This window comes from Roseateles sp. GW821-FHT02E12 (assembly GCF_059421665.1).
The window spans coordinates 1,576,183-1,597,970 of sequence record NZ_JBWKVK010000001.1; the positions used below are offsets into that span (position 1 = coordinate 1,576,183).

Annotated in this window: 24 protein-coding genes and 1 tRNA gene; 7 read left to right on the forward strand and 18 right to left on the reverse strand. The window is 69.6% G+C overall.

What is annotated here, in order from left to right; all coding sequences use genetic code 11:
- Positions 1–40 precede the first annotated feature (40 nt).
- From AC07V5_RS07555 to AC07V5_RS07565, 3 genes are all read left to right on the forward strand, one after another.
- Positions 41–1,294, forward strand: a complete 1,254-nt coding sequence (locus AC07V5_RS07555; protein ID WP_495115022.1) for an MFS transporter — start codon at positions 41–43, stop codon at positions 1,292–1,294.
- Positions 1,291–2,871 (forward strand): alpha,alpha-trehalase TreF, encoded by a 1,581-nt coding sequence (gene treF / locus AC07V5_RS07560; protein WP_495115023.1) that lies wholly within the window; start codon positions 1,291–1,293, stop codon positions 2,869–2,871. Before AC07V5_RS07555 ends, treF begins: the two co-directional genes overlap by 4 nt.
- A 105-nt stretch (positions 2,872–2,976) precedes the next feature.
- Positions 2,977–3,612, forward strand: coding sequence for a toll/interleukin-1 receptor domain-containing protein (locus AC07V5_RS07565; RefSeq protein ID WP_495115024.1), 636 nt, complete (start codon positions 2,977–2,979; stop codon positions 3,610–3,612).
- 131 nt (positions 3,613–3,743) lie between these two features.
- Here the strand turns inward: AC07V5_RS07565 and AC07V5_RS07570 are convergent.
- A tRNA-Arg gene (locus AC07V5_RS07570) sits at positions 3,744–3,819 on the reverse strand.
- Between the two features lie 139 nt (positions 3,820–3,958).
- Between AC07V5_RS07570 and AC07V5_RS07575 the strand changes: the two genes are divergently transcribed.
- On the forward strand, positions 3,959–4,492 hold the full coding sequence (locus tag AC07V5_RS07575) for a c-type cytochrome (RefSeq protein WP_495115025.1): 534 nt from the start codon (positions 3,959–3,961) through the stop codon (positions 4,490–4,492).
- Between the two features lie 64 nt (positions 4,493–4,556).
- Here AC07V5_RS07575 and AC07V5_RS07580 read toward each other — a convergent pair whose 3' ends face one another.
- From AC07V5_RS07580 to AC07V5_RS07655, 16 genes are all read right to left on the reverse strand, one after another.
- Positions 4,557–5,663, reverse strand: coding sequence for a hypothetical protein (locus tag AC07V5_RS07580; protein ID WP_495115026.1), 1,107 nt, complete (start codon positions 5,661–5,663; stop codon positions 4,557–4,559).
- A gap of 20 nt (positions 5,664–5,683) precedes the next feature.
- Positions 5,684–7,387, reverse strand: a complete 1,704-nt coding sequence (locus tag AC07V5_RS07585) for a dockerin type I domain-containing protein (protein ID WP_495115027.1) — start codon at positions 7,385–7,387, stop codon at positions 5,684–5,686.
- 7 nt (positions 7,388–7,394) lie between these two features.
- Positions 7,395–8,924, reverse strand: coding sequence for an esterase/lipase family protein (locus AC07V5_RS07590; protein WP_495115028.1), 1,530 nt, complete (start codon positions 8,922–8,924; stop codon positions 7,395–7,397).
- A 23-nt stretch (positions 8,925–8,947) separates the two neighbouring features.
- On the reverse strand, positions 8,948–9,877 hold the full coding sequence (locus tag AC07V5_RS07595) for a cohesin domain-containing protein (RefSeq protein ID WP_495115029.1): 930 nt from the start codon (positions 9,875–9,877) through the stop codon (positions 8,948–8,950).
- 120 nt (positions 9,878–9,997) lie between these two features.
- Complete coding sequence (locus AC07V5_RS07600; RefSeq protein ID WP_495115030.1) at positions 9,998–10,531, reverse strand: DUF2946 family protein; 534 nt, start codon at positions 10,529–10,531, stop codon at positions 9,998–10,000.
- 12 nt (positions 10,532–10,543) lie between these two features.
- A complete protein-coding gene (locus AC07V5_RS07605) occupies positions 10,544–11,509 on the reverse strand; it encodes a YheT family hydrolase (protein ID WP_495115031.1) in 966 nt (321 codons plus the stop codon).
- An 11-nt stretch (positions 11,510–11,520) separates the two neighbouring features.
- On the reverse strand, positions 11,521–11,976 hold the full coding sequence (locus tag AC07V5_RS07610) for a YybH family protein (RefSeq protein ID WP_495115032.1): 456 nt from the start codon (positions 11,974–11,976) through the stop codon (positions 11,521–11,523).
- Positions 11,976–12,191, reverse strand: coding sequence for a zinc-finger domain-containing protein (locus tag AC07V5_RS07615; protein ID WP_495115033.1), 216 nt, complete (start codon positions 12,189–12,191; stop codon positions 11,976–11,978). Before AC07V5_RS07615 ends, AC07V5_RS07610 begins: the two co-directional genes overlap by 1 nt.
- Before the next feature lie 10 nt (positions 12,192–12,201).
- Positions 12,202–13,134 carry a branched-chain amino acid transaminase gene (locus tag AC07V5_RS07620; protein ID WP_495115034.1) on the reverse strand — a complete coding sequence of 311 codons (933 nt, stop codon included), beginning with the start codon at positions 13,132–13,134 and terminating at the stop codon, positions 12,202–12,204.
- Positions 13,135–13,170: 36 nt separating this feature from the next.
- Positions 13,171–13,557, reverse strand: a complete 387-nt coding sequence (locus tag AC07V5_RS07625) for a hypothetical protein (RefSeq protein ID WP_495115035.1) — start codon at positions 13,555–13,557, stop codon at positions 13,171–13,173.
- Positions 13,554–13,901 (reverse strand): antibiotic biosynthesis monooxygenase family protein, encoded by a 348-nt coding sequence (locus tag AC07V5_RS07630; protein WP_495115036.1) that lies wholly within the window; start codon positions 13,899–13,901, stop codon positions 13,554–13,556. The genes AC07V5_RS07625 and AC07V5_RS07630 overlap by 4 nt, the downstream gene beginning before the upstream one ends.
- A gap of 21 nt (positions 13,902–13,922) precedes the next feature.
- On the reverse strand, positions 13,923–14,336 hold the full coding sequence (locus AC07V5_RS07635) for a VOC family protein (protein WP_495115037.1): 414 nt from the start codon (positions 14,334–14,336) through the stop codon (positions 13,923–13,925).
- A gap of 6 nt (positions 14,337–14,342) precedes the next feature.
- Entirely contained in the window at positions 14,343–14,774 is a 432-nt protein-coding gene (locus AC07V5_RS07640; RefSeq protein WP_495115038.1) for a hypothetical protein, read from the reverse strand.
- 178 nt (positions 14,775–14,952) lie between these two features.
- Positions 14,953–16,371 (reverse strand): DNA repair protein RadA, encoded by a 1,419-nt coding sequence (radA, locus tag AC07V5_RS07645; protein WP_495115039.1) that lies wholly within the window; start codon positions 16,369–16,371, stop codon positions 14,953–14,955.
- A 13-nt stretch (positions 16,372–16,384) separates the two neighbouring features.
- Complete coding sequence (locus AC07V5_RS07650) at positions 16,385–17,080, reverse strand: hypothetical protein (protein ID WP_495115040.1); 696 nt, start codon at positions 17,078–17,080, stop codon at positions 16,385–16,387.
- Positions 17,077–18,252, reverse strand: a complete 1,176-nt coding sequence (locus AC07V5_RS07655; RefSeq protein ID WP_495115041.1) for an MFS transporter — start codon at positions 18,250–18,252, stop codon at positions 17,077–17,079. Before AC07V5_RS07655 ends, AC07V5_RS07650 begins: the two co-directional genes overlap by 4 nt.
- A 115-nt stretch (positions 18,253–18,367) precedes the next feature.
- Between AC07V5_RS07655 and AC07V5_RS07660 the strand changes: the two genes are divergently transcribed.
- Together AC07V5_RS07660 and AC07V5_RS07665 are read left to right on the forward strand one after the other, a co-directional pair.
- The gene (locus AC07V5_RS07660) at positions 18,368–18,997 is read left to right on the forward strand and encodes a LysE family transporter (RefSeq protein ID WP_495115042.1); all 630 of its coding nucleotides are present in this window, start codon (positions 18,368–18,370) and stop codon (positions 18,995–18,997) included.
- The gene (locus AC07V5_RS07665; RefSeq protein ID WP_495115043.1) at positions 18,997–19,896 is read left to right on the forward strand and encodes a DMT family transporter; all 900 of its coding nucleotides are present in this window, start codon (positions 18,997–18,999) and stop codon (positions 19,894–19,896) included. Before AC07V5_RS07660 ends, AC07V5_RS07665 begins: the two co-directional genes overlap by 1 nt.
- Here the strand turns inward: AC07V5_RS07665 and AC07V5_RS07670 are convergent.
- The gene (locus AC07V5_RS07670; protein ID WP_495115044.1) at positions 19,862–20,509 is read right to left on the reverse strand and encodes a TetR/AcrR family transcriptional regulator C-terminal domain-containing protein; all 648 of its coding nucleotides are present in this window, start codon (positions 20,507–20,509) and stop codon (positions 19,862–19,864) included. The genes AC07V5_RS07665 and AC07V5_RS07670 overlap by 35 nt on opposite strands.
- A gap of 30 nt (positions 20,510–20,539) precedes the next feature.
- Here AC07V5_RS07670 and tet point away from each other — a divergent pair, with 30 nt between their 5' ends.
- Positions 20,540–21,745 carry a Tet(A)/Tet(B)/Tet(C) family tetracycline efflux MFS transporter gene (gene tet / locus AC07V5_RS07675; protein WP_495115045.1) on the forward strand — a complete coding sequence of 402 codons (1,206 nt, stop codon included), beginning with the start codon at positions 20,540–20,542 and terminating at the stop codon, positions 21,743–21,745.
- Positions 21,746–21,788 lie beyond the last annotated feature (43 nt).

Sequence of the window (21,788 nt, forward strand, 5' to 3'; positions counted from 1 at the left end):
CGCCAAGATGGCGATGCCCGAACTCAAAGCCCCTCTCGACATGACACAACCTACATCCCTGCCGGCGGTGCCCCTGTCGAGCGGCGGCCTGCGCATCCGGCTCGCCATCATCCTGACCTACATGCTGTTCGGCGCGCTGCTGAACAGCGTCGGTGCGGTCAACCTGCTGGTCGTGCAGACCCTCGGCGTGCCACGCGCCGAGGCCGCACTGCTGGACGCATGGAAGGACTTGCCGATTGCGCTGACGTCCTTCCTCGTCGCCTCGCTGCTGCCGCGCCTCGGCCTGAAACGGTCGATGCTGCTGGCTGTCGCGGCCGTCGGCGCGGCCTGCCTGGCCATGCCGGTGCTGTCGGCTTTCTGGGCCATCAAGCTGCTGTTCTGCACGCTGGGTGCGGGCTTCGCGCTGGTCAAGGTCTCGGCCTATTCCATGATCGGCCTGGTCACGCACGACCGCGCCGGCCATGCGCGCTTTACCAACCTGCTCGAAGGCCTGTTCATGGTCGGCGTGCTGGGCGGGTTCCTGCTGTTCAGCCAGGCCGCGCACGCCGAAGGGCGAGGCTGGTTGCAGGTCTACCCGCTGCTGGCCGCGCTGGCGGCGGGCGCCTTTGTGCTGCTGCTCATCAGTCCGCTGGACGAAGGCCCCATCCAGTCGCCCGACACCTCGCTGCGTGAAGACCTGCTGGCGATGGCGCCGCTGCTCAAGCTGGCGCTGGTGGTCGTCTTCCTGCTGTCGGCCTTCCTCTACGTGCTGATTGAGCAGGGCATCTCGACCTGGCTGCCCAGCTTCAACAACGAGGTGCTACACCTGCCCACGGCCATGAGCGTGGGGCTCGCCGTCATCATGCCGGCGACGACGGCGTTAGGCCGGCTGACCAGTGCGGCCGTCATCGGGCGGCTGGGCTGGTTCACCGTCGTCATCGCCTGCTTGGTCGGCATCGCGGCACTGATCCTCGTTGCGCTGCCGATGGCCCGCGGCGCTCAACCGCTGACGGGTGACGTCGGCTGGCTCAACGCCCCGCCCGCCGCCTACCTGCTGCCGCTGACCGGCCTGCTGCTCGCGCCCATCTACCCGGCCATCAACTCCGCCATGCTGAGCGCCCTGCCGCAGCGCCAGCACGCGGCCATGACCGGCCTCATCGTCGTCTTCTCGGCGCTGGGCGGCACGCTGGGCAGCTTCGTCACCGGCCGCCTCTTCGTCGCCTTCGACGGCACCACCGCCTTCGGCCTGCTGCTGGTGCCCGTCGCGGCGCTGGCGATCTCGCTCACCCGGCTGCGCCGGCATCTCGCGTCATGACTCCCTCTTCCCAGCGCCCCGGCGACCTGTTCGCCGCCGCGCCCATCCACGCCATTGCACCTGCCGAGTACGGCACGGCGGCCACGCCCCACGAGCTGTACGGCGAGCTGTTCATCGCCGTGCAGATGACGCGCGTCTTTGGCGATGGCAAGAGCTTCGTCGATGCGCGGCCCAAGACGGCGCCCGCGCTGATCCGCGCGCGCTTCGAGGCCGAGCGCCGCCTGCCCGGCTTCTCGCTGGTCGACTTCGTGCACGCCCACTTCGTGCTGCCCGGCCACGACGCTTCGGTCGGCCCTCGGTTGGGGCTGCGTGAACACATCCAGGCCCTGTGGCCGCTGCTGGTGCGCGCGCACCCCCAGGCGCAGGAGGGCGAGAGCCTGCTGGCGCTGCCTCACCCCTACGTGGTGCCCGGCGGGCGCTTTCGCGAGCTGTATTACTGGGACAGCTACTTCACGATGCTCGGCCTCGTCGCCGATGGCCGGCGCGACCTGGCCGAGCACATGCTCGCCAACTTCGCCCACCTGATCGCAACCCACGGCTTCATCCCCAACAGCAGCCGCAGCTACATGCTGAGCCGCTCGCAGCCGCCGTTCTTCTTCCGCATGGTCGAGCTGCTGCATGCGGACGACCCCGCCGCCGGCTTCGCGGCCCATCTCCAGGCCTTGAAGACCGAGCACGCCTTCTGGATGGCCGGCGAGGCCACGCTGGCACCGGGCCAGGCCCACCGCCGCGTTGTACGCACGGCCGACGGTGCGCTGCTGAACCGCTACTGGGACGACCGCTGCACGCCGCGCGAGGAGAGCTGGCGCGAGGACGTGTTGACGGCGGAGGAAGCCAAGGGTCGCACGCCCACCGAGGTCTGGCGCGACTTGCGCGCCGGCGCCGAAAGCGGCTGGGACTTCTCCGGCCGCTGGTGCGCTGACCCGGCCGACATCGCAACGATCGAGACGACAGCGCTGGCGCCCGTCGACCTGAACGCGCTGCTGGCCGGCCTGGAGGGGGCGATAGCGCTGGGCGCCGCGCGCAGCGGCGACACCGGCACGGCCCGCGCCTTCGAGGCCCGCGCCGCGGCTCGCCGCCAGTTGCTGCAGACGTGCTTCTGGCGCGCCGATGCCGGCCACTTTGCCGACCTCAACTGGCGCCAGGCCGCCGATCCGCGCCCGCTGACGGCCGCCGCCCTCGTGCCGCTCTACCTGGGCCTGGCCACCCAGGCGCAGGCCGACGCCATGGCCGCCCAGGTGCAGCGGCATCTGCTCGGCGCCAACGGCCTGCTGACGACAGCCCTCAACACAGGCCAGCAATGGGATGCGCCCAACGGCTGGGCGCCCTTGCAATGGATGGCTTCCCAGGGCCTGCTGCGCTACGGCCACGCAGCCCTGGCCCGCGAGATTGCCACGCGCTGGTGCGCCAGCGTGCATCGCGTCTACCTGGCCACCGGCCGGCTGCTGGAGAAGTACGACGTCGCCGAAGACCGCCCCGGTGGCGGCGGCGAATACGAGACCCAGGACGGGTTCGGCTGGACCAATGGCGTCTTCGTCGCCTTCAAGGACGGCCTGTTGCAAGGCTCGGCCCCCTGAGGCCAGGGAGGCCCATCGCTTCAGCGGTCATGGGCGGGCCAGGCGGGCGGACAACATGCTTTGCTCGCTGGACAATGGTGGCCGCGCTGTACCGCGGAGATCGCCATGCCAACCGTCTTCCTCAGCTACTCCACGAAGGATCATCACTTCGCTGAGCTTCTGGGGATCAAGTTGGCCGAAGCCGGCATCTCGCTGTGGCGAGACCAAGGGCAGCTGCGCGCGGGCACTGCGTGGCGGGAAGCCATTGAGCGCGGAATCTCGGACTCGATCGCGGTCATCATCGCGCTCAGTCAGGACTCGACCGAGTCTGCCTACGTCACGTTCGAGTGGGCCTACGGACTCGGAAAGGGCAAGACCCCTATCCCGCTCAAGCTGGAGGCGTGCAAGGTGCACCCGCGCCTTGAGCCGATTCAATACTTCGACTTCTCCGTCCCGGGGGCGCTGCCGTGGAACCTCTTGGTGGAGCGCATTCGAGAGATCGAGACCGAAGCAACCGCTCAAGAGGATGTTCGGCCGGCAACCGACACGGCGCCGGCCCAGACAGAGCCCTTGGTCGATTCAATCCTTGCCTATCAGCGAGAGCGCGGGTTTCTGTACCTGAGCTATGACCGCATTCGCCGCAAGATTGATCCCAACCAGACTGACCCGATGCTGGACGCAGTCGTGCTCGCGAACCCGTCCATCTTCCGCAAAGCTGCCTTGAAGGAGGGCAAGGCCGGCTTGAAGCGGTTGGTGCCCTAGGCATCGCGTGCCCGGCTTTTGCGAGCCGCTGTGGGCTGCCGCAGAGCGCGCTCTTGAGGGCGTTCACGGTACTTCTACGGTACCGCCCAACAAAAAAGCACCTAACCGTGAAGTCAAGTGCTTGAAGCGTCTGGTGCGCCCGGTTGGGATCGAACCAACAACCCCTGCCTTCGGAGGGCAGTACTCTATCCATTGAGCTACGGGCGCGAAGCCGCTCATTCTAGCAGCGGGGTCCCCGACCTCAGGGCGGGCGCCGGGGCCTGCCTATAATTCGCCGGTTTTTCGTGCCGCGCGCTGCGTCCGGCATGAACAAGATGACCAGTCCCGAGATCGACAAGAGGAATCCATGAGCGCCAGCCACGACCACGACGACGCCCACACCGGCCCGATCAAGACCCCCAAGCAGCTTGCGTGGGCCGTGTTGTTTGCCTTCGTGGTGCCGGTGATCGTCATCATCATGCTGGCGAACTACGTCACCACCGACACCAAGCCGGCCGCCGGCACGGGCGCTTTTGAAGCCCAGGCCATCGCCGCTCGTATCGCACCGGTTGGCCGTGTCGAGGTCAAGGACGTGAACGACGCCGCTGCGATGAAGACGGGCGAGCAGGTCTTCCAGGCCCAGTGCTCGGCCTGCCATGCCACCGGTGCCGCCGGCGCGCCCAAGCTCGGCGACGCTGCGGCCTGGGGCCCGCGCATCAAGAGCGGCTTCGACGCCCTGGTGCATTCGGCACTCAAGGGCAAGGGCAACATGGGCCCGCAGGGCGGCGGCGATTTCAGCGACTTCGAAATCTCGCGTGCCGTGGCCTACATGGCCAACAACGGCGGCGCCAAGTTCGACGAGCCGAAGATGGCGGCTCCGGCGGCCTCGGCAGCCCAGTAAGTCCAGACGTTTGAGTGCTGCAAGGGCTGCTTCGGCAGCCCTTGTCGTTTCCGGCTTCAGCGTTTCAGGGGCAGAGCGTGGCAGCCGGCAGCAGGGCGGCCAGTTCCACGGCATCGCCGGTCAGCAGCACCTTGAGGTCGGGCGAGAAGCGTGTGAGCTGGCTCGATTCGATGCGCTGTACAGGCCAGCCCAGTGCCTGCAGCGTGCTTTGCGAGAGCCTCAGTTCGACCACGCCGCTGCGACCCTCCAGCTTCACGCTGGCGCTGACCTGCCGCGCTTGCCTGGCACCGACCACGCGTGCGGCCAGGCTGTGCACGGCCCCGTCGGCGGGCGTGGCGTCCAGCTGCACCTGGAAGCCCAGCACCAGTTCTCGCACGCAGGCGGGCAGGCCTTCGGCTTTCAAGCCGGTGAAGCGCAGCTGCCCGTTGGCCGCGGCGACGTCCACGCGCTGGACGGCGACCAGCGGCGCCGGGGTGCCAGGGGGCTGCCAGGTGGCCTGGATCTCGTAGGCGCCCGGCAGCTGTGGACGCCATTGCGCGAAATAGGCACCGGGCTCGGTGCTGATGCGCGCACCGGTCGGGCCTGTCAGGTCCTGGCGCGCCTGCAGTTCCAGGGCCACACCACCTGGCTGCAACGGCAGCACGCGCAGCGCCAACGAGGCGGGCTGCAGCACCGGCCGGCCCATGTCCGCGGGCCTGAGCGTCAGCAGCAGCGGCTGGCCGGCGGCGGCATGCTCGCCCGCTCTCCAGAAGGCCAGCGTGTAGCGAGGCAGCAGGCGATAGCTCAACGCCAGCCGGGCCGCCGATCCGACCGGGCCTGTGCGCTCCAGGCGCAGCTGCCAGCGGCCCGGCCTGGGCTGCAGCACCTCCGGCAGGGGGATGGCATCGCCAAGCTCGGGCTGAGGGGTCTGGGCGCGCGGGACCGCGCCCAGCTCGGCGGGCGTGCGGCGCCAGACGGCGCGGCCCTGGGGGTCGAGCAGCTCGATGGCGCCCAGCGCGGCATCGGTGCGCAGCGTGCTGAAGACGAGGCGGCCGCTGCCATCGCCGCCAACGTCCAGGGCCACGTCGACCCGAGCGCCCGCCGGCAAGGCCTGCTGCACTTGCTGCAGCGCGGGCTCGGGCGGCGCCACGACGGCGGCCGCGGCCATGAACGAGGCAGCCGCGGCGAGCACGGCCAAGCCTTGAGCGGGACTCAGTTGCGGGGGCAGCTTCCTGCGGCGCATTGGCGGTTGACGACCTCGCGAGCATCGAGGAGATCGATCTTGCCATCGCCGTTGAGGTCGCGGCGGTCGCCCGGCACACGCGGCACCTGGCCGCGCGACTGGGTGACGATGTCGCGGTCGGCCGCACCCACCGCGCCGTCGCCGTTCAGGTCGCCGGTGATGGTGGGGAAGAACTGCCAGCGCGAGAAGTCGCTGGTGGCCACCGGCACGCGCGAGGCCTGGGCGCTGCGGTTGCCGCTGCCCACGACGAGCACCGACTCGATGGTGAAGGGGCCGTCGCTGACCTGCAGCTTGTCGGCCAGCACGCTGGCTTTGACGTTGTTGGTGCCGACGGCGAACGCGGGGGTCAGGCCGAACTGACCGACCTCGATGCCCTTGCTGTCGATGACCTTGAACGACACCTGGTAGCTGCCCGCCGCGGTAACGCGGATGGGCAGCGTGAAGTCGAGCTGGCCGATGAAGCGGCCGCGCAACGTGCTGGCGACGGTGGCGCCGTTGTTGATTTCAATCGGGTCGGCGCAGAGCTGGGCCAGCGGGATGCTGGGGAAGCTGAAGGCCGAGGACTTGCGCAGCTCCAGCCAGGGCTGGCCGGCGATGAACGAGAGCACGTCCAGCGGGTCGACGTTGAACACGCCGCCTTCGCCGAGCTGGCTGCGGATCTCGGCCGCGCTGTAGGTCATGCGGGTGCTGACGCTGCCGGGCGCACCGATGTCCGCGCTGCTGCGCTTGATGAGGGTCTTGCCGCTGGGGCTCTTCAGCGTGGCGGCGGTGGCGTAGGTGCCCGCCAGGCTCGCATTGCCGAGCGTGTCCACATTCAGGCTGGCCACGCAGCCGCCGCTGCCGTTGACGATGGTGCCGGTGATGCTGTCCAGCTGGTAGTTGGCGGGCACGATCTCCAGCACGGCCTGGGCGCTGCGTTGCGCGACGACGCCGGGCTGCGGGACGCTGACTTCGCCCAGCAGTTGGTAGGTGCCGGGATCGGTGAACACCGTGCCCTGGCTGTAGATGCCGTCGCCGGCCTTGCCGTCGTAGTCGGCCGGTTGGCCGGAGTCGCGGGCGTTCAGCACGACAGGCGCGGTGCCGGTCTTGCTGATGGTGATGCTCGGCGTCAGGCCCGCCACCGGCTGGCCGTTGTTGATGACCAGCAGGCCCAGCGGCACCGGGTTGCCGACGCGGTAGACGTTGGAGCTCAGCACCAGGCCGACCTGCAGCGTGGACTGTGCGAACGTCGTCAGCAGCGCCACGGTGGGGTGCGGCGAGGCTGGAAAGTCGGCGCGCACCGTCCAGTCGCCGTTGGCGGGCGTGGTGATGTCAGGCGTCAGGAACTGGCCGCCCGGCAGGGGCGGCGACAGCGCGGCGCCATCCAGGAAGCCGACGCTGGCGTCGCCGGGTGCGAAGACGGTCTGGCCTTGCGGGTTCAGCACGGTCAGCGTGACGCCGGGTACGGGCACGGTGACTTGCAGGCGCATGCTGGCCAGCGCCGACACCGGCAGCCTGAAGCTGACCGAGGTCTGGCCGCTGACGATGGTGGCAGCCTGCGTGACCGGCAGGCCGACGGCGGCCTGGCCCTGGGTGACCTGGGCCGGCACGGCGGCTGGCAGCGTGGCAAGGAGGGCCGCGACGGCCAGGGGCAAGGCGCGGAGGATGCGATGGGGGCGGATAGTCTTGCTCATGTCGGCCTCAGCGCAGCGGGATTGCCTTGTCCAGGATCTTGCGGACATTGCCCGCGTTCTTGACCGTGGAGTGATTGGTGCTGGCGTTGTTGCCCAGCGGCGTGCCCCAACCGGGGTTGGCGCTGGTGAAGCCCACGACGACGTCGTTGGGGTTGAGCGCCGGTGCCAGGACCGTGGCATAGGTCAGCACGGTGGTTGGCGGCAGGTTCGGGTCGATGCTCGGCAGCACCTCGAAGTTGAGCTGCACCGCGGACGCATAGCTGCAGATGGACTGGTAGGCCAGGCGCAGCGCGTTGTAGGTGTAGCTGCCCAGCAGCGGCACGCCGCTGATCGGGTTCATCGGGTCGATCTGGCTGTTGGCGGGCGCGCTGGCGCACATCGGGCCGGCGTCGGCGCCGATGGTGAAGGTGTTGGAGACATTGCCTCGGATGCCCGCGGCGATGGCGTTGTTGGACGCCGTCGTCGTCAGGTCGATCAGGCCGGGAGGTTGGGGGCCGGCGCCGAAGCCGCTGGCCATGCCGGCGACCGAGCTGCTGACGAAGCTCTGTGCGAAGCCGTTGGGGTCGGTGCCGTTGTTGGTGTAGAAGCTGGCGACGGCGCGCTGCAGCATCGTCAGGTCGGCCACGACCGAGCCGCGGTGCGGTGTCGACAGCGTGCCCAGCGACAGCACGTCGAAGGCCGGCGCGCTGATGGAGGCCAGGGCCTGGCTGTCGAGGCCGCCCTTGCTGTGCACGATGAGGTTGACCTTCTTGGCCTTGTAGGGGTCCAGGAAGCCCTGGATCTGGCCCTTGAGGTCGATGGCGTTGGCGGCCACGGCGCCGTTCGGGTTGGCCGTGGAGAAGCGGTCGTAGACGACGCCGGACTTGTCCATCTCGGCGATGACGCCCGGGGCGGTGGCGGCCAGCCAGGTATCGCGGTTGGCCGCGATGCCGTGGGCCAGCACGAAGGGATAGGCCGCCTCGAACTCGACGCCCACCCAGTCGATGCTCATGCACCAGTACTCGTCGTTGACGTTGGCCGTGTCGATGTCGACCTTGAACTCGTTGACCGCGTTCTGGGCGACCTGCCGGCCGGCGAACTTGACCTTGGAGATGTCGACCTCGAAGCTGTCGTTCACCCAGGTGTTGTTGAAGCCTGAGAGGGTCTGGATGAACTCGCCGTTCCAGGACAGGCGGTCCACCTCGGGTTGGTAGGTGCCGTCGGTGACGGCCTTGTCGTCGATGTCGTAGACCGGGAAAGAGACCTTGACCCGCTGCCCGACGACCTTGTCGGCAACCAGCTTGGCAAGCTTGCCCGACTGGATGCGGCCATCGGCGTCGAGCATGGTGTCGTTGACGGGCGCCGGCAGCTTGATCTGCACGATCAGCGGGCCGCCGCCACGGTAGGTGCAGCCCGTGTCCAGGCCACCACCGCTGTTCTTCACATACTTGCCCATGTCCTCGCTGGGGGGCGGGAAGGGCGACGAGGTCTGGGCGTGGCTTGCGCAGACGCAAGCCCCCAGCAGCGAGGCGGCGAGCGCCTGCAGGCTAGGCTTCATGGGGGTGTCTCCTGTGGAGGGGATCAGTTCGCCGAGAAGGTCGGCGCGTTCACTTTGATGGCGTCACCGCGCGGCAGGGCCTGGCCGCGCAGGCGCTGGCCGACCTTGTCTGCCGTCAGCGCCTGGCCGACAGTCACCCAGTACTCGCGGCCATCGTCGGCACGAACCTTGGCGCGGCTGCCCGCCACCTCGATGACGCGCACGTCGATGGGGGTGGGGTCGGCCTTGGCTTCCGCCTTGGTCTGCGCGTGGCTGGCCAGGGGCGCGGCCAGGGCCAGGCTGAGCGCCAGGGCAGCACGGCCTGCGCTGGCAGTGCGGCGCCGCACCCAGCCGGCGCCGGCCAGTGCGGCCAGGGCCAAGGCGGGCGCAGCGGGCTCGGGCAGCGTGTTGCCGCCGCCGCCCTGCGCATCGATGACGAGTTGTGCCCGCGCGTTGATGAAGTTCATGCCGATGGGCTGGCCGGCACCGTCCAGGAAAAGCAACGACGGGTCTGCCAGGTCGACGACGAGGTCGGTGCCGGTGCTGGCCTGCAGTGCGATGAAACTGAGGGTCAGGAAGTCGAAGGCGTTCGCCTGCTGCGCGTCCAGCACGGCCGACGAGTTGCCCGACAGGCCGAAGGCGTCGACGATGCCGGCAGCCGCGGTCGCATCACCGAAAAAACCGAGGCTTGCCGGCTCGGGCAGGTCGAGCATGTTGCTGCCGCTGCCGGCGTCCACGAAGCTGGCGCTCTGGAATTGCAGCAGGCTGGCGTCGTAGTGCAGGTCCAGATCGAAGCCCGCGAGCGAGCCCGTGCCGCCCTGGTGCAGGCCGGCGACGGCAAAGCTCAACGTGACCGTGGAGCCGACCGTGAGATGACTGCTGGATGCCGTGACGTTGACGGTGGCGGCCGACGCTGCGCCCACCCAACAGAGCAGCGCGCAGGCTGCGATGCGACGAAGACTGATCAGCCGCATGGGCTCCTCCAGGATTGGCGGGCGGCTTGGGGGTCAAGCCTTGCTCGCGTCCGATCATCATGAGGCGCGCCCGGTCGCGTCAGCCATCCCTAGCTCGGGAACGCCCCCTAATTCGTGTTGTCACACGCTGGTCGCAATCGCCATGACGGGGCGGCGCACAAACCCGAAGCGCTGCGGCAGTTCGCCGGACATCAACTCCTGGGGCACCCAGCGGCCCTGCTCGACGGCGTCGGCCGCCAGGCCCATGTCGGCGGTGTGCACCAGGCCCAGCCCGAGGTCGGTGAGAAGGTAGAGGTGCCCGGCCTCGTCCAGCCAGCTTGACTGCACGGCGGCCTCGTTGCCGGTGTGGCTCAGCACGCGGCCGTCGGGCTGTAGCCGCCACACCCAGGGCGTGCATTCCAGCTCCACGTAGACGCGCTGCGGGCCGTTCTGGAAGAACCAGCAGCCGGCCGCGTCGGCCGCGTAGTTGCGCTCGATGAAGGCGCGCAGCTTGTCGTGGTTGATGCGGCTGCCCTTGACCGTCGGGAAGGGGCCGGCATGCTGGATGCGCTCATCGCGCATGTACCAGTCGCCGCGCGCATCCAGCGCCAGCCAGCCGTAGCAGTGCGGCACGTTGGGCCACTTCTTCAGGGCCGCTTCGACGATGGGGTCCACGGGCGACCTCCTTCAGCGTTGCTTGTCGAGCCAGTCGCAAACCTGCTCGGGCATGGTCAGCAGATGGCCCGGCAGGCGGCCGGCGGGGAAGCCGACGTGGCCGCCATGGCCGGGCTGCCAGAGTGTCACATGGGCGCCCACTTCAGCGGCGTGCGGCAGGCTGTTGCCGGGCACGAAGGGGTCGTTGCGCGCGTTGAGCACCAGAGCCGGGATGCGGATGCGGTGCAGGTGCGGCTTGGCCGCGGCGCGGGCCCAGTAGTCCTCGGTGTTCCTGAAGCCGTGCAGCGGCGCGGTGAAGAGGTTGTCGAACTCGTAGATGGTCGTCGCGCGCTTCAGGCGCTCGCCGTCGAACAGGCCCGGGTGCTGCTGCAGCTTGCGCAGCGCCTTGGGGATCATGGTGCGCAGGAAGCGGCGCGCGTAGACCTGCCTGTTGAAACCGCGGTCGATGGCCGCACCCGCGGCGGCGAGGTCGATGGGCGAGCAGATGGAGCAGACGGCGCGGGCCGTGTGGGCGGCGGTCGTGCCGGCCTCTTCGGCCCAGCGCATCAGCGCGTTGCCGCCCAGGGACACGCCAGCCACGATCAACGGCCGGCCGTGGCGTTCGCGCAGGCGCTGCAGGATCCAGCCGACCTCCTCAAAGTCGCCCGAGTGGTAGGCCCGCGGGCCGCGGTTCAGCTCGCCGGAACAACCCCGGAAGTTGGGCAGGGCCATCGCCCAGCCGCGCGCACGGGCGGCGCTCGCAAAGGCGACGCTGGAGTGGCTGGTGCGGTCGCCCTCCAGGCCATGGAAGAGCACGAACATCGGCGCACCAGGCGGGGCATCGGCCAGGAAGTCGACGTCGATGAAATCGCCGTCCGGCGTGTCCCAGCGCTCGCGCGTCCAGCTGGGCGGCGGGCCGTCGTGCTGGCGACTGAAGAGCGCGGGCCAGATGGTCTGGGCATGGCCGCCGGGCAGCCAGCGGGGGGCGCGGTACTGCATGCGCCGAACTCCTAGTGAAGGATGCCGGCGTCTGCCACGAGCTCCTGGACGTCGCCCGCGCTGCCGGGGCTGGCGTGGTGCAGCACCAGGCGCCAGCCCAGCGCCGTTTTCAGATAGACGTTGGTCGCGATGACCCAGGCCGTCGGCGCGGTCGCCTTGTCCTGGGCGTGCAGTTGCACGCGCTCCAGCACGTGGTGGATGGCGCAGTCTCCGCTGTGCAGGCGACGCACGCGCTCGGGGTGGACGTTGACGGCGCCGCGCTGGAACACGGCCTCGAAGGCGGCGCGGATGGCCACCGTGCCGACGATGCGCGGGCCGCCCGGGTGCACGCAGGCGATCTCCTCGTCATCCGCCCACAGGGCCATCAGATGGTCCAGGTCGGCGTGCTGCAAGGCCTCGTAGAACTGGGCCTCGGTGTCGTCGGGCGAGGCCAGCAGGGCCGCCTGCTGGGCGGGGTTGCGGCGCATCAGTGGCCGCCCGAGAGCACCTCGCCGGCCTTGAGCTTGTAGGCCGTGCCGCAGTAGGGGCACTGGCCTTGGCCGCCGTGGGTCAGGTCGATGAATACGCGCGGGTGGGTGCTCCACAGCGCCATCTTGGGGTTGGGGCAGAAGACGGTGCCGTTGTCGTTGCAATCCTTGGCGGTCACTTCGACGGTAGCGGCGGGGGCTTGGGTGGTGCTCATGTTTTTGCTCTCAGACGGCAGTCAGCCACTCGGCGTACTTGGGGTTGCGGCCGTTGACGATGTCGAAGAAGGCCGATTGGATCTTCTCGGTGATGGGGCCACGCGAGCCCGAGCCGATCTCGATGCGGTCCAGCTCGCGGATAGGCGTCACTTCAGCGGCGGTGCCGGTGAAGAAGGCCTCGTCGCAGATATAGACCTCGTCGCGGGTGATGCGCTTCTCGACCAGCTTCAGGCCCAGGTCCTGGCAGATCGAGAAGATGGTGTTGCGGGTGATGCCGTTCAGCGCGCCGGCCGACAGATCGGGCGTGTAGACGACGCCGCCCTTGATGACGAAGAGGTTCTCGCCTGCGCCCTCAGACACGAAGCCCGAGGCGTCCAGCAGCAGCGCCTCGTCGTAGCCGTCGTCGGTGGCTTCCATGTTGGCCAGGATGGAGTTGGTGTAGTTGGACACCGTCTTGGCCTGCGTCATCGTGATGTTGACGTGGTGGCGGGTGTAGGAACTGGTCTTCACGCGGATGCCGCGCTTCAGGCCGTCCTCGCCCAGGTAGGCGCCCCAGCTCCACGCGGCCACCATCAGGTGCACCTGGTTGCCCTTGGGGCTGACGCCCAGCTTCTCGGAGCCGATCCAGATCAGCGGGCGGATGTAGGCGCTCTTCAGGCCGTTGGCCTTGACGACGGCGCGTTGCGCCTCGTTGACCTGCTCCTGCGAGAAGGGGATCTTCATGCGCAGGATCTTGCCGCTGTTGAACAGGCGCTGCGTGTGCTCCTGCAGCCGGAAGATGGCCGTGCCGTTGACCGTGTCATAGGCGCGCACGCCTTCGAAGGCGCCGCAGCCGTAGTGCAGGGTGTGGGTCAGCACGTGGATCTTGGCGTCGCGCCAGTCGACGAGTTCGCCGTCCATCCAGATCTTGCCGTCGCGGTCGTGCAGGGGGGCGGGAACCATCGTTACTCCAATGCGTGCGGGTGAAAACCGGCGATTTTACGAAGAGCCAGCAGCATCGTCCGCGCGGATCAGCCGCCACTCGACGAGCTTGCCTTTCTTCAGCACCACCTCGACCGTGTCGCCGCCGGCGTCGCGCCAGACAAAGGTCTCGGGCGCCTGCTTCACGCCGAGGCTGCCGGCCAGCCCGATCAGGTCGACCAGCTTCATGCCGGCGTGCAGCTTGCTGTTCAGCATCACCGCGTTGCCGACCGAGCCCAGCGGCGCCGCGCCTGCCACCCTCATGACCCGCATCAGCCGCGAGATCTGCAGCAGCAGCCAGAAGACGATGCCCGTCGTCGCGAAGATGGCGCCCTGCCAGCCGAGCAGGGCGCCTCCCAGCACCAGGGCCGCGAGTGCCAAACCAACGCCGATCCAGGGATTCATGCCTGCGGGTCCTTCGCGCCGTCGGCGCGTTCCCAGGCATAGGCCCGCTCGACCTTGGCGACGCGCAAGGTGTAGTGCTGGTACCAGTCGCTGCGGCCGGTGTCGCGGGCGATCTTGTGCTCGGCGTTGCGGCGCCAGGCGGCGATGTCCTCGGGGCTGCGCCAGTAGGACACCGTGATGCCGAGGCCGTCCTCGCCGCGGGCGCTCTCCACACCCAGATAGCCCGGCTGCTCGGCGGCCAGTGCCACCATGTGGTCGGCCATGTCGCCATAGCCGCCGTCGCCCGGCGTGCGCTGGCTGGTGAAGATGACGGCGTAGTAGGGTGGGGCGGGCAGTGCGCTCATGGCGCGCATCCTGCCATGGCCTCAGCCCGGCGGCAGGCGGGTGATCTCGACGCTGTCGGCCGAGCGCGTCGTCGGCCCGTGATAGACGGCCTCGATGTTGTTGCCGTCCGGGTCCAGCACGAAGGCGGCGTAGTAGCCCGGGTGGTAGTGGCGCGGCCCCGGCTCGCCATGGTTGCGGCCGCCGGCGGCCAGCGTCATCGCGTGAAAGCGTTGCACCTCGGCCTCGCTGCGGGCCTGGAAGGCCAGGTGCACGTGGGAGACGCGGCCCTCGGCCGTGTCGACGTAGAACTCGTCGGCGTAGAAGCAGCCCGCCGCTTCACCAAAGGCATCGAGCCGGCCGATGGCCTCCAGCGCGGCGCGGTAGAAGCGCCGGCTGGCCGCCAAGTCGCTCACGCGCAGGTGCACGTGGTCGAGCAGGCGGCCGCAGTGGTCCATGTCAGGCTAGCTGGGTACCTTGAGCAGCACGCAGCGCACCCATTGGCCGGACTCCAGCGCCCCGTTGTGCCCGACCAGGAACTGCTCGGCCGTGGAGTTGCGCGCCGTGAAGCACATGCCGTGCAGGATGCCCATGCGCGGCACCGGCCGCGACCATTTGCGTTCGACGACACCGTTGAACCACGACACCTGTTCCTCATCGCTGTCCACGTCGGAGCGCCCGAGCAGCAGCACGACCTCGTACTTCGACTCGGTCAGCGGTTCGGCCGCGCTGGTCAGCACCTGCAGGCCGCCGTCGCTCATGTTCAGCACCAGGCCGGCCGGACCCTGGCTGAAATGCACCGGCTTGAACACCCAGCCCGGCAGGGATTCGGCGTCATGCTGAGCGGCGAGAAAGTCGGTGCGGATGTGCTGCCTGAGGTCGGCGGGATCGGACATGAAGGGTTCCTCCGGTGCGAGGCCCTGATCCTAAGCAGACTTTGGCAGGGATAAAACAAAGGCAATCCCGCGGCCCCCCAAGGCCGGCCTCCACGCGCACCCGCCTGCCGAGCCGGCCTCGTCGCCCGGCACGGCCAGGTCCAGCTCTTTGAAGCCCAAGCTTCGGCTCGCCCAAATTTCAGACGAGGCCGCGCAGCACCTCGATGGCTTGTTCGACACGCTCGACGGCGTGGATGGTCAGCCCCTCGATGGGCTTCTTCGGTGCATTGGCCTTGGGTACCACCGCCACGCTGAAGCCCAGCTTGGCCGCCTCCTTCAACCGCTCCTGGCCGCGCGGCGCGGGGCGCACCTCGCCCGCCAGGCCCACTTCGCCAAAGGCGATGAAGCCCCGCGGCAGCGCCTTGCCCCGCAGTGAGCTCTGGATGGCAAGCAGCACCGCCAGGTCGGCCGCCGGCTCGCTGATACGCACGCCGCCCACCGCGTTGACGAACACGTCCTGGTCGCCCGTCGCCACGCCGGCGTGGCGGTGCAGCACGGCCAGCAGCATGGCCAGCCGGTCACGGTCCAGGCCCACGCTCAACCGCCGCGGGCTCACGCCGCCGCTGTCCACCAGCGCCTGCAGCTCCACCAGCAGCGGCCGCGTGCCTTCCAGCGTGACGAGCACGCAGCTGCCCGGCACCGGCTCGGCGTGCGTGGACAGGAAGATCGCGCTCGGGTTGGCCACGCCCTTGAGGCCCTTCTCCGTCATCGCGAACACGCCGATCTCGTTGACCGCGCCGAAGCGATTCTTGATGGCGCGCACCAGGCGGAAGCTGCTGTGCGTGTCGCCCTCGAAATACAGCACCGTGTCGACGATGTGCTCCAGCACGCGCGGCCCGGCCAACGCGCCTTCCTTCGTGACGTGGCCCACCAACACGATGGCGCAGCCGCGCGCCTTGGCCGTGCGCGTGAGCTGGGCCGCGCATTCGCGCACCTGCGCGACGGAGCCGGGCGCCGACGAGAGCTGCTCGGAGTACAGCGTCTGGATGGAGTCGATGACGCAGAAGTCCGGCTCCTCGACGTCGATGGTGGCCAGGATGCGCTCCAGGCTGATCTCGGCCAGCACGCGCACCTTGGTGCCCGAGAGCCCGAGGCGGCGCGATCGCATCGCGACCTGGGCGCCGCTTTCCTCGCCGGTCACGTAGAGCACCTTGAGGAACTGTTGGCCCCCCGAGGGGGTGTCGCCGGCTCCGGGGCGGCCCGTCACCGGCGTCTGGCTCAACGACTCGACCGCCTGCAGCAGCAGCGTCGATTTACCGATGCCCGGGTCGCCACCGATCAGCACGACGCCACCGGCCACGATGCCGCCGCCCAGCACGCGGTCCAGCTCCTCCTGGCCGGTGGGGGTGCGTTCGAAGTCGCTGGCCTCGATCTCGGACAGCGTCGCGACGGGCTGGCTCTTGGCCAGCGACTGGTAGCGGTTCTTGGCGCCGCCCGCGGGTTCGGCGGTGCCTTCGGTCAGCGTGTTCCAGGAGCCGCAGTGGGGGCATTTGCCCAGCCATTTGGCGTTGGTGCCGCCGCACTCGGTACAGGTGTAGATGCTTTTGCTGGTGGCCATGAGGCCATTGTCGTCAGTGCGAGCGCCAGATCTTGACAGCGTGCGGCAGGGACTCGGCCTCGGGCATCCAGTGGTCGAGTGCTGCGCCCAGGCCCATGCCGGCCAGCATGAAGGCCAGCGCGCCGACCCAGGTGTGCTGCAGCGCGCAGCTCAGCCAGCCACCACGCTCGAACTGGCGCTGGTGCCGCCAGGCCAGGCCCGCGGCAAAGGCGGCCAGGGCGACCTCGACGGACACCGCCATCAGCACCTCCACACCGAACAGCAGGCTCACGCCCGCGCCCAGCAGGGCGGCCAGCGCGAGCGCCATGCCGACGAGGGCGGCGATGGGCAGCAAGACGAGCGCCCCTTCGTCCAGGCCGGATGCTGCGTCGAGGACCGAGCCCGCGGCGTCTCCGATGCCACCGCCCGCATCCGCGATGTCGGCGGCGATGTCCAGCACGTCGCCAGCATCGCCGTCCTCCCGGCTCAGCAGATAGGTCGCCCACAGTCGCAGCAACAGCAGATAGGCGCCGTAGCTGATGGCCAGGCTGAGCCCGAAGCGCAGCGACAGCGTGTCCACGCCGATCTTGTGCAGCAGCGCGCCGCTGAGCCACAGGCAGGCCAGGCAGCACAGCGCGATCAAGCCGACGTGCAGGCGCAGCCAGCGGTGGGACTGCAGCCAGCGGCGCGTGCTGACGATTTCTCGCTGGACGGAAGGCTGTCGATTCATGGGCGCGATTCTGGCGGCCTGACCCAGAGCTTGAGCAGCAGGGCCGCCGCCAGCGCGCACCCCGCCGAGAACCCGAAGGCCAGCGTCGTCGACATGCCCTCCCACAGCCAGCCGAACAGCAGCGAGGCCGGCAGCAGCATCGCGCCCATCGTCAGGTTCAGCCAGCCGAAGGCCGTGCCGCGCTGGGCCGGCGGCGCGAGGTCGGCCACCAACGCGCGTTCGACGCCCTCGGTGGCCGCCATGAAAACCCCGTACAGGCCGAAGAGGGCATACAGGCGCCAGCCCGGCGCCGCGAACCAGCCCATGCCGACGTAGAAAAGCGCATAGGCCACGTAGCCGGCCACCAGCAGGCGCACGCGGCCGACGCGGTCCGACAGCCCGCCCAGCGGCACGGCGAACAGCGCCGCCACGCCCGACACCGCCGCCCACAGCAGCGGCACCTGGGCCTCGGCCACGCCCAGTTCCTTGGCTCTGAGCAGCAGGAACATGTTGCTGGAGTTGCCCAGCGTGAACAGGGCCACGACGATGAGGTAGCGGCGCAGCGGCTGGGGCAGGCCGGCCAGCGTCCACGAGAAGGCGGCCGGGGGCGCGGCGGGAGGCGGGGCGTCGCGCAGCGCACTGGTCAGCGCCAGGCAGGCCAGGCCGGGCAGCAGGGCCCACAGGAAGACCTGCTGCAGCGGCACGCCCGCGCTCAGCAGGGCCCAGGCCAGCAGCGGGCCGATGACGGCGCCGCTGTTGTCCATGGCCCGGTGCAGGCCGAAGGCCAGGCCGCGCTGGGTTGGCGTGATGCTGGCGGCCAGCAGCGCATCGCGCGGCGCGGCGCGCACGGCCTTGGCGACGCGGTCCGTCAGGCGCAGCGCGAGCAGCATGGGCCAGCCGGTGGCGAAGGCGATCAAGGGCCGCGCCAGCCCGGCCAGGCCGTAGCCGGCCACCACCCAAGGCTTGCTGCGCCCGCTGCGGTCGGCCATGACGCCGGCCCATAGCTTGAGCAGGCTGGCCAGGGCTTCGGCAATGCCTTCGATGAGGCCGAGCACCCGCGGGCCGGCCATCAGCACACCGCTCAGGTAAAGCGGCACGAGGGGATAGACCAGCTCGCTGGCGCTGTCGTTGACGAGGCTGATGAGACCCATCAGCCAGACACCGCGTGGCAGCGCGAAAAGGGCCTTGAGCATCGGGAGATCTTATGTTTTGGGTGCCAGGCCGCCCGAGCGCAGCGAGTCGCTCTGGCACCAACTGGCTTGCCGCGTGGCAGACTCGCCGGCTCAGCAGTTATTCAAGGAGCCGGTCGTGGACTTCTCGTTGTGGTTGGCCTTTTTCGCGGCGTCCTGGGCCATCAGCCTGTCTCCTGGCGCGGGTGCGGTGGCGGCGATGAGCGCGGGCCTGAGCCATGGCTTCAAGCGCGGCTACTTCATGACCTTCGGCCTCATCCTGGGCATCCTGACCCAGGTCGTGCTCGTCAGCGCCGGCCTGGGCGCGCTGATCGCGGCGTCGTCCCTGGGCTTCGCGCTCGTGAAGTGGGCGGGCGTGGCCTACCTGGTCTACCTCGGCGTGCAGCAGTGGCGCGCGCCAGCCAAGCCGCTGGTGGCGGCCGACGACGGTGCCCTCGAGGTCACGCGCCGCCAGCTCGTGCTGCGCGGCTGGGGCATCAACGCCGTCAACCCCAAGGGCACGGTCTTCCTGCTGGCCGTGGTGCCGCAGTTCCTGGACCTGCACGCGCCGCTCGGCCCGCAGTACCTCGTCATCGGCTGCACGCTGGCCTTCACGGACCTCGTCGTCATGGCCGGCTACACGGTGCTGGCCGCTCGCGTGCTGGCGGCGCTGAAGAGCGAGAGCCACATCAAGGCGCTGAACCGCGTGTTCGGCTCGCTGTTCGTCGCGGCCGGCCTGCTGCTGGCGAGCTTCAAGCGCGCGGCCTGATGGCGGGAGACACCTCCGGCCGCCTGCCCACCTGGTTCCTCTTCCTGGCCCCGGTGGCGATCTGGGCCAGCACCTGGCACGTCATCCTCTACCAGCTCAACAGCACGGTGCCGGCGCTGACGTCGGTGGGCTGGCGCTTCGCGCTGTCGGCGTTGATGCTGGCGGGCCTGGCGCTTTGGCAGGGCACGTCGCTGAAGCTGCCGCGCTATGCCCACGGCTACATGCTGGGCACCGGCGTCATCCAGTACGCCGGCAACTACTGGTCCATCTACGAGGCCGAGCGCTTCGTGCCCAGCGGCTTGGTGGCCGTGCTGTTCTGTCTGATGGTGTTCATGAACGCCCTCGTCGCTTGGCTGCTGTGGCGCCAGCCGGTGAGCCGGCGCTTTCTGGTGGCCAGCAGTGGCGCGGTGCTGGGCGTGGCGCTGATCTTCTGGCCCGAGCTCGCTTCTTCCGGCGCGAGGCCCAACGCGGCGCTCGGCCTGGGCCTGAGCTTTTTCGCGGTGGTGGTGGCCTGCATCGGCGGTTTCTTCACGATGGTGCTGACGCGCCGTGGCCTGCCGCTGATCCCGGTGCTGGCCTGGAGCATGGGCTATGGCGCGGCCTTCCTGCTGGGGATGTCGTTGGCGCTGGGCCACGGCCTGCCCTTCGACGGGGCCTGGACCTATGTCGGCAGCCTGGTCTACCTGGCCGCCTTCGGCTCGGTCATCGCCTTCACGCTGTACTACAAGCTCGCCGAGCGCCGTGGCCCGGCGCAGGCGGCGTTGATCGGCGTGCTGGTGCCGGTCATCGCGCTGATCGTGTCGGCCGTGCTGGAAGGCTGGCAGGCGACGCCGCTGGCCGTGGGCGGCATGGCGCTGTGCCTCGTCAGCCTGTTTGTCGCGACGCGGCCCCAGGCCTAGCGCCGTCGATCAGCAGCCGCAAAGCGCTTTCGAACACGGCGTCGGCATCGCCGCCCACCGTCGCCGCCCAGCCAGCCGCCAGCAGCGGGTATTGCTCGGCGTCCGGCCCTTGCAGCGTGGATGACGGCGGTGCGTCGAACGCCTGTGCGGACTGCTCCTCCAGCACCCAGCCCACGACGAAGCGGCCGACCGACATCATCAGCAGCGTGGCCGGGCCCGGCTCGAAGCCGGCCGCGCACAGCTGGCCCAGGCGGGCCTCGATGGACCCGCGCTGCGCCTCGCCCGGCCGCGTGCCGGCATGCAGGCGGGCACCGTCGCGGTAGGCCAGCAGCGCGCGGCGAAAGCTGCGGCCGTCAGCCATCAGCCAGTCCTGCCAGGGCTCGTCCGGCCCCGGGGTGGCGATGGCGCGGCTTTCCAGCAGCACGGCCGACGACATCGCGTCCAGCAGCGCCGCCTTGCTCTTGAAGTGCCAGTACAGCGTGGGCGACTGCACGCCCAGGCGCTCCGCCAGCTTGCGGGTGCTCAAGGCGTCGATGCCGACCTCGTTCAGCAGGTCGAGAGCGGCGCGCAGCACATCGTCGCGATTCAGTCGGGCAGGGCGTTCGGCGTTCATCTCTAGCAATGATAGAGAGGTTCAGGCACAATGCTCTCTATCAACGATAGAGAGACTTCCGTGAATCGAGCTTTGACCGTCATCCTGATGACGCTGTGGTTGGACGCCGTGGGCATGAGCCTGGTGTTCCCCATCCTGCCCGGCCTGCTGCGCGAGCTGGCCGGTGCCGAGGCCACCAGCCTTCATTACGGCGGCCTGCTGGCCGTGTACGCGGCGATGCAGTTCCTGTTTTCGCCGGTGCTGGGCGCCTTGAGCGACCGTTTCGGCCGCCGGCCGGTGCTGCTGGCCTCGCTGGCCGGTGCCGCGGCCGACTATGTGCTGATGGCGCTGGCACCCAACCTGGCCTGGCTCTACGTCGGGCGCGTGCTGTCCGGCATCACCGGCGCCAGCATGGCGGTCGGCACGGCTTACATCACCGACGTGACGCCCGAGGCCGACCGCGCCAAGCGCTACGGCCAGATGGGCGCCGCCATGGGCCTGGGCTTCGTCGTCGGGCCGCTGATCGGTGGGGCGCTGGGCGAGTGGACGCTGCGCGCGCCCTTCGTCGCCGCGGCCGCCATGAACGCGCTGAACCTGGCCCTGGCCTGGTTCGCGCTGCCCGAATCCAACCAGAACCGCACGGCCCGGCTGGATCTTGCCAAGTTCAATGCCTTCTCGGCGCTGCATCGCCTGCAGGGCCGGCCGCCGCTGCTGCCGCTGGTGGGCGTGTTCGCGGTGATCGCGCTGGTGTCGCAGGTGCCCGGTTCGCTGTGGATCCTGTACGGCCAGGACCGCTACGGCTGGACGGCCTGGGTGGCGGGGCTGTCGCTGGCCTGCTACGGCGGCCTGCATGCGATCTCGCAGGCTTTCGTCACCGGCCCGATGGTGTCCAAGCTCGGCGAGCGCCGTGCGCTGCTGGCCGGCATGGCTGCGGACGGGCTCGGTTTCGTGGGCATGGGCGTGGCCGCGGCGGCGTGGATGCCGTTTGCGCTGCTGCCCCTGTTCGCCCTCGGCGGGCTGGCCCTGCCCGCGCTGCAGGCCGTGCTCGCGCGGCAGGTGGACGAGCAACACCAGGGCGAGCTGCAAGGCACGCTGGCCAGCATCGCCAGCCTGATCGGCGTGGCTGGGCCGCTGGTCGTCACCGCCGGGTTCGCGGCCACGCAGGCGTCCTGGGCGGGTTGCGTCTGGATCGTGGCGGCGGCGGTCTATCTGCTGGCCTTGCCGATGCTGTTCAGCCGGCGCGCTCGCGGGGCCTGACAAACACCGGTGCCTCACCGGCTTGGACGGCGTACCCTGGATG